Genomic DNA, 17,334 nt, shown 5'->3' with positions numbered 1-17,334 from the left:
CTCGATATGATGCAGTCCCTTCAACAGGTCATCACAAAGACAAAACACGAGTACAATTTGGGTGTCCATGCGCTTCTCCGGTATCGTTTTGGCTTGAGCACCTTTACTTTACCTCAGTTCGCATGGATCTTTTATTTCACTACCTATCAAGGTAGCAACTTAGGTTATTTATATAAATATGAGTGTAAGCACTTTACGAAAAGAGATATAAAAAATTTAGCAAAGTAATTTGGCCCTTATCCATAAACTCTATTTATGAAACAATAACAATGGATTCAGAATTAATGTTACACCAACTTTGTTATCACTACTGAGAAAATGACGTAAAGTAATTTTCGTAGATTCTGAGTTTAAACTTCTGGACCTTTCCGGCACTTGCTTTGCCACTACCAGCCCTTCCCCGCTTTTTATTATTCCGATATAGATTATCCGCTTATCGCTTGAGTCCCCCCGCTGTTCGTGCTATAGTATAAGCATCAGCCGTATTCACGCGGGGGCTTTTTCGGCTTTTTTCCCGCCGCACAAACCTATCACCCGCACCCAGAAACCGCTGTACCTCTTGGGGAGGCATAAATGAGAAAATCGGTGGTTTTTTGGATTCTGCTCTTCCTGACCGTCTTCAGCGCCGCCGCGCCGCTCCCCGTCCGCGCCCAAACCCCACCGCCGCCCAGCCTGCCCGCCCCGCCCCTGCCGCCCGAAGTCCCGCTGCCCCCCGGCATCACCTCTTCTGCGGACAGCCTGGCCCCGGTCATCCTCCCTGATTCCGCTGCGGCCTACGGGCTGACCGACCCCGCGCTGAGCGCCGAAAGTTCGTCGCCAGCCAGCCCCCAGGCCGTCTCTGGCTCCGCCCGAGATTCCTTTGGCTACCGCCGCGCCGCCGTCCCCATACAGTGGGTGGATGCGCGCAGCACCGGAACCGATCTGGGTATCAATACCTCGTTGGGCCGGGCTGACCTGACCCTGCCCTTCGCCTTCCCCTTCTACGACCAGACCTACACCGTCATCCCTGTCATCGGCGCGGGCAACCTCAGCCTGGGGGACGGCTCCGCCGCCGCCCAATCTTACCTGCCCCATCTGCGCGCTCCCAACGGCGTCATCGCCCCCTATTGGACTCGCTTTTATTTCTCCGATAACCCCGGGGCTGACGGTCGCGTCTACGCCCTCAGCGGCATTTGGCCCACCGGTCTGGAAGCCGGTCTGCAGTTCACCGCCGTGGAATGGCACAAGGTGCAGGCTCCCTACGGCAATCAGTTCACTTTTGAGGTCGTCCTCTTCGAGAACGGCACCATCCTTTTCCAATACCTCGAGATGCTCTCCCCTCAAGAAAGCTGGGAATGTGCCGTGGCCGGCATCGAGAACCAGTCCGGCAGCCTGGGGTTGGTTTCGCTGCGCTACTGCGACTGGCAGCCCAGCCAAAAGGCCTGGAAGTTCACCCGTCCCAAGCCCAGCGCCCGCGTGCGCGTCTCCACTCCGCCGCAGGGCGGCTTCACCCAGCCGGGCGGAAGCCTGTCCTACACCCTGGAGGTGCAGAACACCGGTGATCTCGGCCCTGACACCTTTGACCTCTCCGTTTCCTCCCCCTGGCCGGTGACCCTCTGGCAATCGGACGGCCTCACCCCCCTGGGCGACAGCAACGGCAACCAGAAACCCGACACCGGCCCGCTGGCCCAATCGCAATCCGCCCAAATCACCCTGCTGGTGACCCCGCCCCTTTCCACCCCGCCCGGGCGCGCGAAACGGACGGTGGTCACCCTGCGTTCTTCCCTCAACCGTACGGTCAACGCCCAAACCACCCTCACCACCGCGGTTCCCACCTCCTTCGCTCTGGCGCTCAGCGGCGACCTCGGCGCGCAGATTCTCCAGGCCGCCCCCCAGGCCCAGCTCCTGCACGAAACCTCCTACGCCGCCAATCTGTACCTGCTGCCGGATAACACCTACCTCCAGTTTGGCACAGGCTGGGGCTATGTGGACGAGAGCTGCGCCCAATTCACCCAGGAACTGCGCTACACCCGCCTGGGTTACGACGGCGGCCTGCTCACCCCGCCCGAAACCCTCACCAACAACGGCAACGACCCCAACGCCTACAGCGTCCTCCACACCGCCGCCCCCACCGCGGGCGGGCGCACCGCCCTGCTCTTCGAACGCATCGAGAAGCAGCCCGACCCGCTGGCTTACCGCATCAATGTCATTCTGGGGATCCTGGACCTGCGCCCTGGCGAACCCCTGTGGACGGAAATCCCCCTCACCAGCAACACGGATTTCTATCTCTCCGGCCAGCTTCCTTATTACTACGGCCATCTCAGCCTGGCCGCCCTGCCCGACCCCGACCCGCGCTGGGTGACCGTCTGGCAGCAGTGGCAGCCGGACGACAGCGAAGACGGCCTATGGGATGTGTGGGGGGCTGCCCTGGGCCTGGACGGCAGCCTGCTCACCGCCCCCACGCAGCTCACCAGCGGCGGGGATGACCATTACTACCCCCAGGCGCTGACCCTCAGCAGCGGGGCCGTGCTGCTCTCCTGGCTAGAATACCGCCCCGACCGCTGGTGGCTGGGCAACCAGATGGTCGTCTCTGCCTGGAACGCCGACCTGACCCCCCGCACCGCCCCCCGCCGCCTGGGCAAAGCCAACACCCCCGCCGACATGGTGCAGCTTCCCAACGGTAAAATCCTCATCGCCTGGGGCCGCAACATCGGCGATTGGCGCTCAGGGCCCAAATACCGCTTTGCCTACACCCTGCTCAAGCCCACCTCGCTGGCCCGCGCCGCACCGGTGCGCGCCCTTTCCAAGCCCAAATCCTACGAGCCCGATGCCCTGGCGGTGGGCGTGACCTATGATGAACAGGGCAACGGCATCCTTCTGTGGAATTCCTCCGGCCCGCCCCAGCGCGACATCTTCTTCACCCGCATCAGCCGCAGCAGCGGGGCCGCCCTCACCGCCACCATGCCCATCGCCGCCGGGATTGACAACCCCAATATCGTCATCAACCCGCGCGAAGGCCTCACCACCAATTTACCCCCCGCTCCCTGAGCGTCTTTTGCCAAATAAAAACCGGCGGAGAGGACCATCCTCTCCGCCGGTTGGGTTAACTGACCCGCTTACTGGCGCAGGCCTTCCAGCAGCGTGCGCATTTCTTCGGTCTGTTCCGGCGAAGCCCAGGCTACGAAGGAAATCAGATCTTCAAAAGCCGTGTCCGACAAGGATTTCAGCGCGTCGAAGTTGCCGTTGCCGATCTCGGTGTACATCTCCAGCACTTCGCTGGCCGAAAGCTCTTTCAGGCCGCCAATCCAGCTGCACAGTTCGCGTCCTTCGGTATCGGTGACTTTATCTTTGTACTCTTCGTAGGCGATCACATCCAAACACTCGTCGCCGCTCAAGCCTTCCAGCACCTTGATGATGGCGAACGGTTCGCCGTCTTTGACGGCCATCAACTGGTCATAATACCCCTTGGCCTCGTCCTTGCTCAACACCTTCAGGGTCGGCCCGCCGCAGGCGGTCAACAATAAGGCAAATACGGTCAACGCCACGGCCACTTTCAACACATTCAACTTCATTTCTTCGCTCCTTAAGAATGATTCGATCACCCCCACGGCGGCCAAAAACCAAATTCGCACCATCCGGGCGGCAAACCACATAGAACCATCCTCCAGCGGCGGCACCGCCAGAGGGTGTACACAGGTTGATCTCATTTCCCAGCGGCACACCCCAGACTCAACAGCCTGGGGCATGCCGGCAAAGGAAACGGTTTATCCTTCAATCTCCCGGATGGCGTCTTCGGGCATGACGCCAGAATACAGCACCTTCATGAAGCCCCCAAAGTAGCGGTCCACCGAATACACATTGGCATACACCATGTGGTGGATCAAACCTTCTGTCAGGGTTTCGTTTTCCACATCAATGCTGGTCTTGTAGCGGATTTCACCGTCGGAGAAATCCAGTTCAAAATTGCCAATCACCATACCGTAATTGGCGCGGGTGATGAACTCTGCGATCAAAAAACGCTTGTCTTCAGGCGTTTTCAGCGGCAGCACGGAATAGAACACAAACTGCTGCTGCTGCTCGCGTTCCTGCGCAAAACAGGTCCACTGGCCGTTCTTGCCGTTGAATCCGGTGCGCAGCACAGGCCGTCCTTCCATAGGGGTGTACGGCCAATCATCACTCTTAAAGAAATTCTCAACTGCAGTTAGAATTCTGCCCATCATTCCCTCCATGTGTAGTACTGCTGGTGATGAGAAACAGCCCGCCCCCTATGCACCTATCTTATCACAGTTGCACGGTTGGAAAAGAGATTTCTACCCAGGAAAATCGCGCGCCGCGGGGTCAATTTCTCCGCCGCACCTCCACCCGCCGCAGTGAACTGCGCGCCGGACGGCATAAGCCCAGCTCGGCCGCCCGCAGCAGCAGCTCTGCCCGCGTGGCCGTGCCCAGGGCCTGCTTCATCTCCGCCAGGTGATTTTCCACCGTGCGCGGCGAAATGCGCAGCCGCGCCGCGATCTGACGCGTGGTGAGGCCTTCGGCCACCAACTGCAGCACCTGCTGCCAGCGCGGGCGCAGGATCACCGGCGCCGCCCACGGCCCCGCGGCCTTGCCGTTCTCGCCGCGCGGCCCAATCACCACCATCACCCAGCGCCCCTGGCGCATGGCCCGCACCTGAAAATCCTCCAGCCCCGCCGTGCGCGCGGCCCAGCCCGCCAAAGGCTCCGGCAGCTGCCAGCGCCCGGCCTGAATATCGGCCAGCACCTCCTCCGGCGGCTGCAAAGAGGTCAGCACAAAAAAATCCTGCTCGTTCAACAGGATGAAGAGCTGCGTCCGGCCCTCACCCCCGCCGTTTTCTGCCTCGTTCATGGCCCTCCACCGTGCCCAACCCCGGCCAATGCTCGCAGTGCGCCGGACGATTAATAAATAGAATTTAATTTCTAATATTATCTCCCTTTTCCAGTCCCCTGTCAACCCATCAAACGGTGCGATTCCTGCCCCCAAATATGACATTCATCCTGTTTGCAGCCTGACATTCATCACTCGATTTTCTCCCCGGCAACCGCCAAAGTATAGATAAGCTCCTTCGTGCCTCCACCGCATTATCCATAGTCTTACTGGAAACCGTTTCGGCCTCAACCCCTGAGGAGGTTGGTATGGTTGTCGAAGATCTGGTTTCCGCTGCCCAGCGCACACCGGCCCCAGCACCCTGCTGCTGGTTGGCGCTTCAGGGTGGGCGCCCGCTGCAGTGTTTACCGCCGGACTGCAGCACACCCTTTCTTTTAGTTTTCACTTCCCTGGCGCGCGGCGAAGCTTTCCTGGCCGCTCACCACGCCCTCTACGGTCCCCAAACCACCGCCCTGCTCCCCCTGGCCTCGGCCGCCAGCCTGCGCGCCCTGGCCCTGGCAGGCTCCGCCGCTGCCGGTTACGAGGAACCGCCCTGCGGCATCCTTCTGAACGCCGACCCCACCTACCAACAGGCGCAAAGCCGCCTGACGCCCGATCAAACCCTCCAGCTCACCCCCGAATCGTTGGCTGAAGCTCTGGGCCTGCCCAAATCCGCACCCACGCCGCCCCATGAGCCCCCACCACCCAGCCGTCCGGCTCGCTCGCGTCTGTGGATTCTTGCGACGGTACTGGGACTGCTGTTGTGTCTGCTGCTGCTATGCATCGGCGCCTATTTCAGTAAAGACCAAATCCCCCCGCTGGCGGCCGTGCTCAACTCACCCACCCCCACACCCTCGCCCACCTTCACCCCAACGCCAACTTTCACCCCCACGCCGACGGGAACCCCCACGCCCAGCCCTACCCCCAATACCACCGCCACCTTTGCAGTTCTGGCCCAGGCCTCAACCGACCTGGTCTCTACCCAGGTGATGGCCACCCTGCTCTCCCGCTCGGCCCTCCCCCTCAAAATCCTGGATCTCTTTGACAATAACAGCCGCCGCTGGATCATCGGCGCGGTGGACAATGAGTACACCCAGGAAAACCGCTTCATCGCCGACGGCAAATTCACCTGGGTAGAAGCGGCCCACAAGGCTTTTTCGGCCCACACCTGCGCCCTGGACGACCTGTTTGTGGATGATTTTTTCTTCACGGTGGAAGCAGAGCAAATCCGCGGATCCAACTCCGCCAATTTTGGAGTGGTCTTTCGCCGCGCAGACCCAAACACCTATTATTATTTCGGCATCAACAACGCCCGCCAGTATACGGTGGTGTCTGTGCTGAATCTCAAGGTCACCACCTTAAGGGGTTGGACCATCCACACCAGCTTAAACCGAGACCAGACCAACCGTCTGTCCATTGAAGCTGTCGGCAGCCGCATGCGCTTTTACGCCAACGATCAACTGCTCACCGAGATACGCGATTCAACCATTCCTTCCGGCCGGGTGTGCCTGCTGGTTGGTATCGCCAATGCGGGTGAAAGCGCCACGGTCGAGTTTGACAATTACCAGCTGCATGCGCCCTAAAAAAACCGCCCCGGAAACCTCCAGAGCGGCCGTCAATGCTGTGTTCTCTGTGCGCGCTTTACGCGCCCTGGTTCTGTGCTTCGATCTGCGCCAGCAGCCGCCGGTACTGCGGGTCGGCCGCGTATTGGCGAATTTGATCAATGCGCTTGACCAGCATGGGGTGGGTGGAAAGCGACTCGGTCAGCACATGCAGCGGGGAGTCGTCCTCCGCCTCAATCACCTGCAAGGCGCGGTCCATCTCCGCCTGCGAAGAGATCCCGCCCGTCACCAGCTTAACCAGGGCCGAGATGGCTTTTTCCGGCTTGCCGCAGGCCAACATGCCCGCCCGATCCGCCGAAAATTCACAGGCGCGGTTCCACCAGCGGAAGGCCAATGTCACCACCACCGCCGCCCCAAACGGCAGCGGCACCCCGGCCATGCCGCCCAACAGGGTGTTCAGCCAGGCGTGCCCCAACCCCACATGCCCCAGCTCGTGGCCCACGATGAAGCGCAGTTCATCCGCGTCCATCACCCGCAGCAAAGGCTGAAACAGCACCACCACCTGCGGGCTGGAAAAGCCAAAGGTGTAGGCGTTCAGCGCCCGCTGCGGCGCCACAAAGGTCTGCACCGGCCCGGTGCGCAGACGGCGGCGGCAGCCTTCCACCAGGCGAGCCAGTTGGGGGGCGTTTTCCATGCCCACCAGGGTGGCCTGCTGCAAAAGCGACTGATGGTGCGAGCGGTTCATGGTATACGCCAGCACCACCATCACCCCCACCAAAAGCGGCACCAGGCACACGGTTAGCCCGGCGGTCAGCAGCAGCACCACAAACAGCCCACCCAGGGTGAGCAGCAAGATGATTTCTTCATTTGGATATCGGTAGCTGGTCATAGTTTTATTATACACAACTCCCCCAGCCGCATAAGAAAGGCGCGCCCCCGAAAAGAGAGCGCGCCTTTCTTCATCTACTATTTATTATCTTGTACTGCCTACGGCTTCTGCGCCAAAAACTCGCGCGTCTCACGGATCTTTTCTGCCGGAATGCGCTCGGTCTTTTCCCAATAATCCAGCAGCCCGCTCAGGGTCAGCACGGCGTGCAGATGAATACCCGCCTCAGCCAGGGCCTCGCCCGCGCCCGACTGGCGGTCCACCAGCACGACCACATCCTCCACGCGCAGCCCGGCCGCGGTCAGCTTCTCAATCGCCTCAAACTTGCTGCCGCCCGTGGTGGCCAGGTCGTCAATCACCACCACCTTCTCGCCCGGCTCGTAAATGCCTTCGATCTCGGCCTTGGTGCCGTAGGCCTTGACTTCCTTACGCGGATACAGCATCGGCCAGCCGGACTGCAGGCTCACCGCCGTAGCGATGGGCAGGGCCGCGTAAGGCAGGGCCGCCAGGCGGTCAAATTCCAGCCCGTGCAGCAGGCTGAGGTAAGCCTTGCTGACCTCGGCTAGCAGCCCAGGATGGCTGACCAGTTGGCGCAGATCCAGATACACCGGCGACACCAGGCCCGATTTCAGCGTGAAGGTACCGAAGCGCACGCAGCCCGCCTGCAGCAGCCCCTCGGCCAGGGCCGCCGTCACCCGCTCCTGCGGGCTCACCGGCACAGCCGTGCTCACCTGCACCTGCTTGCGCGCCGCCGACATGGTGGCCCGCAGCTCCAAAGCCGCCTGCCGGGGGTCCGCCGCGCGGGAAATGGCCCGCGAAACCGGCACCAACATGCCCAGCCCGTCGGCGCGCAGCCCCGCCGTCAAAGCAGCCATCAAATCGCCGCCCTGCGCGCCCACGCCCGGCGCCAGGAACCACAGGTCCGGCGCAAGCCGCCGCACGCGCCGCAGCGCGTCGGGGTGCGTGGCCCCCACCACCACCCCCAGATTGTTGTGCTCGTTCCATTCCTGGGCCAGCAGCGCCACTTTTTCATACACCAGCAGCGGCCGCCCCTGATCCATCAGGTTCAAATCCTGCAAATCCATCGAACCCGGGTTCGAGGTCTTGCACAGCAGCAGCACACCCTTGGCCGGGTCCGCCAGGAAAGGCGTCAGCGAGTCGTAGCCCAGATAGGGGCTGAGGGTGATGGCGTCCGCGCCCAGGGCCTCAAAGGCCGCCCGTGCGTAGGCTTCGGCCGTGGAAGAAATATCCCCGCGCTTGGCGTCCAAAATCACCGGAATTTCGTCGGGAATGGCGTCAATCACATCCTTCAGCGCCTGCCAGCCCTCGGCCCCGTAGGCTTCGAAAAAGGCCGCGTTGGGTTTGTAGGCCACCGCCACATCCAGGGTGGCTTCAATCAGCCGCAAGCAAAATTCTCGTGCCGCCGCCGCGCTCGCCTCGGGCAAATCCGCCGGATGCGGATCCAGCCCCACACACAGCAGTGAATCGATCTGCTGCGCGCGCCGCTTGATTCGGTAGAAGAAGCCTTCGCTCATGTGTCCCTACGCCTTTCCTAGCACCATGGCTAGCAGAGCCATGCGCACATACAAACCGTATTCCACCTGACGGAAGTATGCTGCGCGTGGATCGGTGTCCACCTCAATGGCAATCTCCCCCACCCGCGGCAGGGGATGCATGACGATCATTTCTTCTTTCGCCTGCTTCATCGTTTCCGGGGTGATCACATACGCGCCCTTGATGGCGTCGTAATCGTCCGGGTTGGCGAAGCGTTCTTTTTGAATGCGGGTGACATACAGCACATCCGTCTCCGCCAGCACCTCTTCTAAATTAGGGGTCTCTTTTTGCGGGACGCCCGTCTCGGCGATCTCGGCCACAATCTCTTCCGGCATGCGCTGGCTGGGCGGGGCCACATAATTCAGCTTTACATTGAAGAGAGTCAGCAGGCGGGAGAGGGAATGCACCGTGCGTCCAAATTTCAGGTCGCCCAGCATGGTCACCGTCAGCCCGTCGAGGCGCTTCATCTCTTCCAGCACCGTAAAGAGATCCAACAGCGCCTGGGTGGGATGCTCGCCCACGCCGTCGCCGGCGTTGATGATGGGCTTGCTGGCGTACTGTGCGGCCAGGGCCGCCGAACCCACCTCGGGGTGGCGCAGCACAATCACATCCGCGTAGGCTTCCAGCGTGCGCACCGTGTCCGGCAGGGACTCGCCTTTGGAGACCGAGGAGTAGCGCACTTCATTGATGGGGATCACGCTGCCCCCCAGGCGTTCCATGGCCGCCGTGAAGGAGGCCGAGGTACGCGTGGACGGTTCGTAGAACAGGTTCGCCAGAATCTTGCCCTTGAGCAGATCGAAGGTGCCGACCCGCCGCACCATTTCTGACATTTCATGCGCCACCCCGAAGATATACTCCAGGTCGCCGCGGTTGAACTGTTTCACCGAGAGGATGTCGCGTCCGTACAAAGGCGCGGTCTGGTGATCGCCGAACGGAAGGTGGGGGCTGTGCTGCCGGATGGGGGGGACATGGGATGCCATTTTTATTCTCCTGACTTGACTCAAAATTTTTTGATAGCGAACAATAACGTCTCTTTACAGCCGCACATTGCGGCCGCTGCCAACCTTTGCCAAAACCTGCCCGTCGCGCACCACTTCCTGCCCGCGCAGGGTCACACTGCGCACCCGTCCGCGCAGTTTCCAGCCTTCAAAGGGCGTCCAGCCGCAGCGCGAGTGCATCTCAGCAGCGCGCACCTCCCAGGCTGCGTCCAAATCCACCTCCACCCAGGTGTCGGCCTGTTCCGGCAGGTGAAAAATGCGCCGTGGGGCGGTCACGTACCGCTGGATGATATCTTCCAGGCTCAAGCGGCCTTCCGTCACGGCGTTCAGGAACAGCGGCAGAGCCGTTTCCAGCCCCGGGAAGCCCGGCGGTGGGTTTTCGCCCTCTTTTTCGGCCAGGGTATGCGGGGCGTGGTCGGTGGCAAAGCAGTCAATCACATCCAGGTTTTGCCACAAAGCCTCCACATCCCGCCGCCGCGCCAGCCGCGGCCGCACTTCGCTGCGCCCCGCGCCGATGGCCGCCGCGTCCTCTTCGCACAAAAACAGGTGGTGGGGAGCCACCTCGCAGGTCACTTTCACCCCGCTCTGCTTGGCCATGCGGATGACCTCGATCTCTTCGCGGGTGGACACATGGCACAAATGCACCGGACGATCCGCCAGCGAAGCCAACAAAATGGCTGCTGCCAGGCTGCGCCCCTCGGCGTGCACCGCCACAGGGACCTGCACAGGCCAGGCCGAAAAATGCCGCACCCACAAATCCATCTCATCCAGGCGCAGCGGGCCGTAGGTCTGATCCAGATACATCTTCACCCCGGCGATGCGCTCGGCCAACCCGCTCACATCCGGCACCACCGGCCCCGCCCCCAGGTATTGCCCGTAATCGCAGCGGGCCTTGCTGGCCGCCGCGGCCAGGGCCTCGTCCAGAGTCTGGTTGTCGGTCACCGCCGGGCGCGTGTTCGGCATGCCCAATACCATCGTCACCCCGCCCGCCAGGGCCGCCGCCGTGCCGCTGTCCCAATCTTCCTTGTGTGTCCCGCCGGGTTCGCGCATATGCACATGTACATCCACCAGCCCAGGTAAGCGCATCTTGTTTTGCTCCTTTGTTCACACACAAAAAAAGAGAGCCAAAAGATTGGCTCTCTTTCAATAAATCGATTCTTCGCCCAGCGGCGCGGCGCGCCCGGGCAGAAAGATCCAGCGTGGCACAAGACAGGATTTCATCGCACCGAATTCTATACCAGTTTCCAGATCTGTCAAGGGATTTCCTCCGACCAATTTCCCCCCCGCCCCCGCCGCACCCATTTTCCGGTCCATTGGGTTATACTAACCCCAGTATGCCTTCACCTAAGGAGAACACACAATGAAACTGCTAATCGCTGTGGACATGGAAGGGATCACCGGCGTCACCAATTGGGATCACGTCACCCCCTCCCATCCGGAATACCAACGCATGCGCCGCCTGATGACCGCGGATGTCAACGCCGCCATCGCCGGGGCGCTGGACGCGGGCGTGGATGAGATCATCGTCTCGGACGGCCACTGGGACGGCCAAAATATCCTCATCGAAGAGCTGGACCCGCGCGCCCGCATCAACGCCGGCAACCTGGCCCCCTACTCGATGGTCTCCGGCATCGAAACCGGCGTCAACGCCGCCTTCTTCATCGGCTATCACGCCCGCGCCGGCGCATCCCCCGCCATTCTGGATCACACCTGGTCTTCCGTCCGTGTGGCCAACCTGTGGCTCAACGGGCGCATCAGCGGTGAAACTGGCCTGAACGCCGCCGTCTGCGGCCACTTCGGCGCGCCCGTGCTGCTGGTCAGCGGCGATCAAACCGTGGCCGCCGAAGCTCTGGAATGGATCCCCCAGATCACCACTGTGCAGGTCAAACGCGCCACCAGCCGTCACTCGGCCGAATGTCTGGCCCCCGCCGTCTCGCAGCCCAAGATCCGCGAAGCCGCCGCCCAGGCCGTGCGCAAGTTCACCGCCGGGCAAGGCCCTGCGCCGCTGCGCCTCAGCAGCCCCGTCACTGTCACCCTGGAATTCTTCACCTCTGCCATGACCGACGCCGCATCTGTGCTGCCGGGTGCCAAACGTCTGGACGGGCGCAAGCTGGAAGTGCAGTGCGCCGATATGGACGAAGCCTACCGTTCCTTCCGCGCCCTGGTGCGCATGGCCGCGGTCTAAAAGGAGCAATCGCATGCTGCTCACCACCACCCCACTTCTGGAAGGCAAACGCATCGCCCGCTACCTGGGCATCGTCACGGGTGAAACCATCCTGGGCGCCAACATCATCCGCGATTTTATGGCCGGCATCACCGACATCGTCGGCGGGCGCTCCGCCGCCTATGAAGAGGAACTGCGCCGCGCCAAAGACACCGCCCTGGCCGAAATGGCCGAGGCCGGCCGCCGCCTGGGCGCCAACGCCGTCATCGGCGTGGACCTGGATTACGAAACTATCGGCCAATCCATGCTGATGGTCACCGCCAGCGGCACGGCTGTGTTTTACGAGGACTAACAAACGAACGGGGCGGTGGTCTGTGTGAACCGGCCGCCCCGCCCGTCACTTTTCTCGCCGTCTCGCATCCAAACACTAATCCTCACCCACCGGAGTTTGACATGCCCGCTCAACCCAAAGCCGCCTCTGCCCGTGCTGACCGCCGCCGCGCCTCGCGCGAACTCATTTTTTGGGCGGTGCTCATCATCGGCTTTGTGTCGCTGGTGGTCGGCCTGTCCCTCCTGCCCGCCGCCGATGCGGCCAGCGGCCCGGCCCGCGTGGGCAAGCGCCTGGCCGATTTCAGCCTGCAAACCCTCGACGGCCGCACCGTGCAGCTCTCCGATTACCGCGGGCGCACCGTGCTGATTAACGCCTGGGCCACCTGGTGCCCGCCCTGCCGCCGCGAAATGCCCGACCTGCACGCCCTCTATCTGCGCTACCAATCCAGCGGTGTCGAGCTGTTAGCCCTCAACGCGGGCGAATCCCCCGATCTGGTGCAGGAGTACATCCAGCAAAGCGGCTTCACCTTCCCCGTGCTGCTGGACCCCGGCGCCAAGGTGTTAAACCAGCTGGGCATTCACGACTACCCCACCACCATCCTGGTGGATCCCCAGGGCGTGGTGCAGGTGCTGCATATCGGCCTGCTCACCCCCGCGGCCATGGACACCGAGCTGATTCCGCACCTGCCCTAGCCGCCCCCCTAAATCAGCCCCGCCGCCCCGCCGTCGCTGCGCGGTTCGCTGCCCCCCCACAACACCCCCTGCTCATCGCGCAGGATGATCTGCCCCCGCCCAAACAGGGTGCGTTCATCCCCGCGGGCCGTGTGCACGGCGTGGCCCCGCGCCGCCAACGCGCGCGCCGTTCCCGCAGGAATGCCCTCCTCCAGCGTCAGCCGTTCTTCCCCACCCGGCCATTCCAGGCAAAAGCGCAGCCGGTCCAGCGCGCTTTGCGGGTCCAGGCCGTCGTCCAGCAGCGCGCTCAGCACCTGCACATGCCCCTGCGGCTGCATGAACCCGCCCATCACCCCCATCGCCCCCACCAGTCGGCCGTTTTCGGGGGCGGTCAGCATGGCGGCGATGATGGTGTGGTAGGGGCGCTTACCCGGCGCCAGCACATTGGCGTGCCCGGCCTCCAGGCTGAAGTTGTGCCCGCGGTTTTGCAGGCAAAAGCCCCAGCCCTGGGGCACGATCCCGGAGCCAAAATTCCAGTAAATGCTGTTGACCATCGAACAGGCGTTGCCCTCGGCGTCCGCCGTGCAGAAGTAGACCGTATCGCGCCCTCCCGGCAGCGGCTGCCCGTGGCGTATCTGCGGATTAGCCCGCCGCGGGTCCATCAGCCGCCGGCGCTGGGCGGCGTAGTCTTCGCTCAGCAAGGCCTCCAGCGGGATGGGCGCAAAAGCCGGGTCGGCGATGAAATGGCGCGCATCCGCAAAGGCCAACCGCAGCGCCTCGGCCGTCAGGTGCAGCCGCTGCGCCCCCAGGGCTGGCATCCGCCCCACATCGTACCCGCGCAGCAAATTCAGCGCCAGCAGCGCCGTCAGCCCCTGCCCGTTCGGCCCGCATTCCCACACGCGCACCCCGCGGTAATCGCTGTAGATCGGTTCCTCCCAGGTGCTGGTGTGCGCCGCCAGATCCTCCATGCGCAGACAGCCTCCCGCCTGCTGCACCGCCGCACAGATGGCTTCGCCCGCCTCCCCCTGATAAAAGGCCGCCGCCCCGCCCTCGGCCGCGGCGCGCAGCGCGCGTGCCATCCCCGGGTTGCGGAAAATCTCGCCCGGCCGCGGGGCGCGCCCCTCCACGGTTAGTTCCAGCCCGTTCGGCGAGCGGTGCAGCAGCTTACTCACCCCCGCCTCCCACAGACGCGCCGTCAGCGGCCCCACCGGAAAGCCCTCCTCCGCCAGCCGCACCGCCGGGGCCAGGGCCGCCCCCAACCCCAGCCGCCCAAAGCGCGCCGAAAGGTCGCACCACGCCGCGCAGGCCCCCGGCACGGTCACCGTGTAGGCGTGGTCGGCGGGCAGCCCACCGCCCAGCCCCTCGCGCTGCACGCGTTCCAGGGTCAAGGCCGCCGGTGCGCGCCCAGAGCCGTTCAACGCATACACCTTGCGTTCTTTGGCTGCGTAATACAGCACAAAGGCGTCGCCGCCCAATCCGGTGGAGCCCGGCTCGGTGACGCTCAGCGCCGCTGCCGCCGCCACAGCCGCATCCGCCGCGCTGCCCCCGCGCGAGAGCATCTCCACCCCGGCTGCCACAGCCAGCGGCTGCGAAGCCGCCGCCATCCCTCCGCGCGCATACACCGGCGACCGTCTGGAACGAAATACAAGCGGGTTTTGCATGCCGTCTCTCCTGTGGGTTGGTTTTCTTCCTGTATAATCATTATAGTGGAAGCACCATCCCGCAATCCCAATCCACCCAGGAGAGAATCCGCATCATGGTAAAACCCTGGCTGTCTGCCGCGCTGGCCCTGATCGTTTTGTTTATCCCCCTCCATCCAGTCATCCCTGCCCAGGCGCAGCCTGCCGCCCTCCCCCGCACCGACATCATCCCCGGCGAGCTGATCATCGGCCTGCTGCCGGGGCGCGCTGCTTCGGCACTATCTCTGCCCAAGGGCGTCCAGCTTCAGCCTGCCGCCGCCGAGCTGGTTCCGCTCAACGTCTCCGTGCTGCAAGTCCCCGCCGGTGAAGAAGATCAGGTGCGCCAGGAACTGCTGCGCACCCCTGGGGTGGTGTTTGCCGAGCCCAATTACCGCGTGGAAGCCGCCGACATCATCCCCACCGATCCCTTATGGGGGCCGAGTGAATACACCAGCGAAGGCCAATGGGGCCCTGTGGCCGTGCGCGCCCCCGCTGCCTGGGAAATCACCACCGGGTCGGAGGATATCACCATCGCCGTCCTCGATTCCGGCTTAGACCGTTCTCACCCCGAGTTCGAAGGCCGCCTGCTGCCGGGGTATGACTTCATCAGCAACGATTCCATCCCGCAGGACCGCTGCGGGCACGGCACCCACGTGGCCGGGATCGCCGCCGCCAGCGCCAACAACGGCATCGGCATCGCCGGTATGGCCTGGAACGCCAAGATCCTGCCCGTGCGCGTGTTGGACAACGAATGCAGCGGTTCTCTGGTCAGCGTGGCGCGCGGCATCGTCTTTGCCGTGGATCACTACGGGGCCGAGGTGATCAACCTCAGCCTGGGCACGTCCATCGCCTCGCGCCTGCTGGAAACCGCCACCTACTACGCCTATCAGCGCGGCGCCACCCTCGTGGCCGCCGCGGGCAACAGCCAGACCGGCGGCGGGGCGGTGCTGTACCCGGCCAAATACCCCTGGGTCATCGCCGTGGCCGCCGTCAACCGCGGCAACACCCCCGCCCTGTATTCCAATATCGGCAGCGAACTGGATGTGGCCGCCCCGGGCACGCGTGTGCTCTCCACCACGCCCACCTCCGGCAGCTTTTACTACCAGAATTTCTACGACATCAAAAACCGCTACGGCTGGCTTTCGGGCACCTCGATGGCCGCCCCGCACGTCTCCGGCCTGGCTGCCCTCATGCTGTCTTTGCCCCAGTTTGACCACCCCGACAAGGTGTACGCCGCCCTCACCAGCACCGCCCTGGATATCGGCATGGCGGGGGTGGATCCCGAAACCGGCTACGGTCTGATCCAGGCCGACCTCGCCCTGGCCTTCGACCCGTCCAGCATCACCCCGCCGGAGCCGCCCGACCCCCTGGTGGAATATGACTACCTCGATTCCACCCGCTGCGCCAACTACCCCTACGCCTGGCGCGAAATCGCCCATGAAACCTTCGGGACACAGCTGCCCATCTTCGGCGGGGACGGCTATGCCAACGTCACCCTTCCCTTTGCCTTCCCCTTTGGCGGCAGCACCTACACCAGCCTGTCGGTCAACGCCGACGGCTACATCGCCTTTGACGGGCGCAACGGCTTCAACCAGAATTTCATTATCCCCACCGCCTCTGCCGCCTACCCCTACACCGCCCCTAACGCCTTCATCGCCGCTTTTTGGGATGATCTCAACCCCTCCGCCGGTCTGGAAGCGGGCATCTTCGCCGACGTCCTCGGCACAGCCCCCAACCGCGAATATGTGGTGGAGTGGTACCGCATCCCCATTCAGGCCAACAACACCCGCACCGAGCTGACCTTCCAGGTGGTGCTGTTTGAAGGCTCCGGCGATATCCTGCTGCAGTACGCCCAGCTCAAAGGCCCCGGCAGCACCGGCGCATCGGCCACCATTGGTCTGGAGTACAACAGCGGCTATTCCGGCGTGCAGTACGCCTACGAGCAGCCGGGCGCGCTGCGCGAGAAACAGGCCCTGCGCTTTTCCTCCCGCCCTCCCGGCACACCCCGCGCCAACGAATGTTTCCTGAGCGGCTCGCTGGACGCCGCCGGGGGTGAGGTCAGTCTGGAGCCCTTCTGTCTGCAAGTTCCCGCCGGATTGCTGGACGAGCCCACGCGGGTCACCTTCTCGTTGCTCTCCAAATTCCCGCCTGTGCCCGCCGACTACCGCCCCCTGGGGCGCTTCGCCGATATCACCCTCCAGCCCATGCCCAACCCGCCCTTTGACCCCACCCCCCAGGTGTGTTACCAATACACCGCCGCGGATGTGGCCGCGGCGGGCGGGCGCGCCGCCAACCTGTATTTCGCGGTGTACGACAGCGAAACGCACTTCTGGAAGCGCCTGCCCACGCGCGTGGACGCTGCCCAAAACCGCATCTGGGCTGACGTGCCCCATTTTTCGGTCTTCGGCGTCTTCTCCGCACCCCTGCCCCAGAATCTGCCCGTCACCGGTGCGCCCTTCCCGCTGGCTGAGGGGTTGGGGACAGTTGTGGGGCTGGTTTTGATCCTGGGGGTGGGCTGGCGATGGCGCCGCCGGACGCGGGTCTGAAAGCTGCCCTGTTGGTGGGTCTGATGGCGCTGCTGGCGGGCTGCCGCCCGCATTGAAAAAGCCCAAAACCCGCGCCACGCCCT

Annotated in this window: 14 protein-coding genes; 6 read left to right on the top strand and 8 right to left on the bottom strand. The window is 63.4% G+C overall.

Annotated elements, in window-relative coordinates; translation table 11 throughout:
• Positions 1-573: 573 nt before the first annotated feature.
• On the top strand, positions 574-3,027 hold the full coding sequence (locus ADN01_RS05935) for a COG1470 family protein (protein WP_075071002.1): 2,454 nt from the start codon (positions 574-576) through the stop codon (positions 3,025-3,027).
• A gap of 68 nt (positions 3,028-3,095) precedes the next feature.
• Here the strand turns inward: ADN01_RS05935 and ADN01_RS05930 are convergent, their stop codons facing one another.
• From ADN01_RS05930 to ADN01_RS18755, 3 genes are all read right to left on the bottom strand, one after another.
• On the bottom strand, positions 3,096-3,551 hold the full coding sequence (locus tag ADN01_RS05930) for a hypothetical protein (RefSeq protein WP_147238983.1): 456 nt from the start codon (positions 3,549-3,551) through the stop codon (positions 3,096-3,098).
• Between the two features lie 192 nt (positions 3,552-3,743).
• A complete protein-coding gene (locus ADN01_RS05925; protein ID WP_062417301.1) occupies positions 3,744-4,196 on the bottom strand; it encodes a type III secretion system chaperone family protein in 453 nt (150 codons plus the stop codon).
• 121 nt (positions 4,197-4,317) lie between these two features.
• A complete protein-coding gene (locus tag ADN01_RS18755; RefSeq protein ID WP_062417300.1) occupies positions 4,318-4,842 on the bottom strand; it encodes a response regulator transcription factor in 525 nt (174 codons plus the stop codon).
• A 287-nt stretch (positions 4,843-5,129) separates the two neighbouring features.
• On the opposite strand from ADN01_RS18755, the gene ADN01_RS19885 reads away from it, so the two are divergent.
• Positions 5,130-6,443, top strand: a complete 1,314-nt coding sequence (locus ADN01_RS19885; protein ID WP_082389716.1) for a hypothetical protein — start codon at positions 5,130-5,132, stop codon at positions 6,441-6,443.
• Between the two features lie 58 nt (positions 6,444-6,501).
• Here the strand turns inward: ADN01_RS19885 and ADN01_RS05900 are convergent, their stop codons facing one another.
• From ADN01_RS05900 to ADN01_RS05885, 4 genes are all read right to left on the bottom strand, one after another.
• Complete coding sequence (locus ADN01_RS05900) at positions 6,502-7,311, bottom strand: M48 family metallopeptidase (RefSeq protein WP_062417297.1); 810 nt, start codon at positions 7,309-7,311, stop codon at positions 6,502-6,504.
• Between the two features lie 98 nt (positions 7,312-7,409).
• The gene (pyrF, locus tag ADN01_RS05895; RefSeq protein ID WP_062417296.1) at positions 7,410-8,843 is read right to left on the bottom strand and encodes an orotidine-5'-phosphate decarboxylase; all 1,434 of its coding nucleotides are present in this window, start codon (positions 8,841-8,843) and stop codon (positions 7,410-7,412) included.
• Positions 8,844-8,849: 6 nt separating this feature from the next.
• Complete coding sequence (pyrB, locus tag ADN01_RS05890) at positions 8,850-9,842, bottom strand: aspartate carbamoyltransferase (protein ID WP_082142646.1); 993 nt, start codon at positions 9,840-9,842, stop codon at positions 8,850-8,852.
• Positions 9,843-9,896: 54 nt separating this feature from the next.
• Positions 9,897-10,946: an amidohydrolase family protein gene (locus ADN01_RS05885; RefSeq protein ID WP_062417295.1), complete on the bottom strand. Its 1,050-nt coding sequence runs from the start codon at positions 10,944-10,946 to the stop codon at positions 9,897-9,899.
• A gap of 274 nt (positions 10,947-11,220) precedes the next feature.
• On the opposite strand from ADN01_RS05885, the gene ADN01_RS05880 reads away from it, so the two are divergent.
• The 3 genes from ADN01_RS05880 (at position 11,221) to ADN01_RS05870 (ending at position 13,047) form a co-directional block, all read left to right on the top strand.
• Positions 11,221-12,045, top strand: a complete 825-nt coding sequence (locus ADN01_RS05880) for a M55 family metallopeptidase (RefSeq protein ID WP_062417294.1) — start codon at positions 11,221-11,223, stop codon at positions 12,043-12,045.
• Positions 12,046-12,058: 13 nt separating this feature from the next.
• Entirely contained in the window at positions 12,059-12,376 is a 318-nt protein-coding gene (locus ADN01_RS05875) for a YbjQ family protein (RefSeq protein WP_062417293.1), read from the top strand.
• Positions 12,377-12,477: 101 nt separating this feature from the next.
• Complete coding sequence (locus ADN01_RS05870; RefSeq protein WP_062417292.1) at positions 12,478-13,047, top strand: redoxin domain-containing protein; 570 nt, start codon at positions 12,478-12,480, stop codon at positions 13,045-13,047.
• A gap of 8 nt (positions 13,048-13,055) precedes the next feature.
• Here the strand turns inward: ADN01_RS05870 and ADN01_RS05865 are convergent, their stop codons facing one another.
• Positions 13,056-14,687 carry a gamma-glutamyltransferase family protein gene (locus ADN01_RS05865; RefSeq protein ID WP_075070999.1) on the bottom strand — a complete coding sequence of 544 codons (1,632 nt, stop codon included), beginning with the start codon at positions 14,685-14,687 and terminating at the stop codon, positions 13,056-13,058.
• Between the two features lie 95 nt (positions 14,688-14,782).
• Here ADN01_RS05865 and ADN01_RS05860 point away from each other — a divergent pair, with 95 nt between their 5' ends.
• A complete protein-coding gene (locus ADN01_RS05860) occupies positions 14,783-17,251 on the top strand; it encodes a S8 family peptidase (protein WP_062417290.1) in 2,469 nt (822 codons plus the stop codon).
• The last annotated feature ends 83 nt before the right edge of the window (positions 17,252-17,334 follow it).

This window comes from Levilinea saccharolytica, from assembly GCF_001306035.1.
In the GTDB taxonomy this organism is placed as follows: Bacteria; Chloroflexota; Anaerolineae; order Anaerolineales; family Anaerolineaceae; genus Levilinea; species Levilinea saccharolytica.
This window is presented reverse-complemented; position numbering and strand designations above follow the sequence as displayed.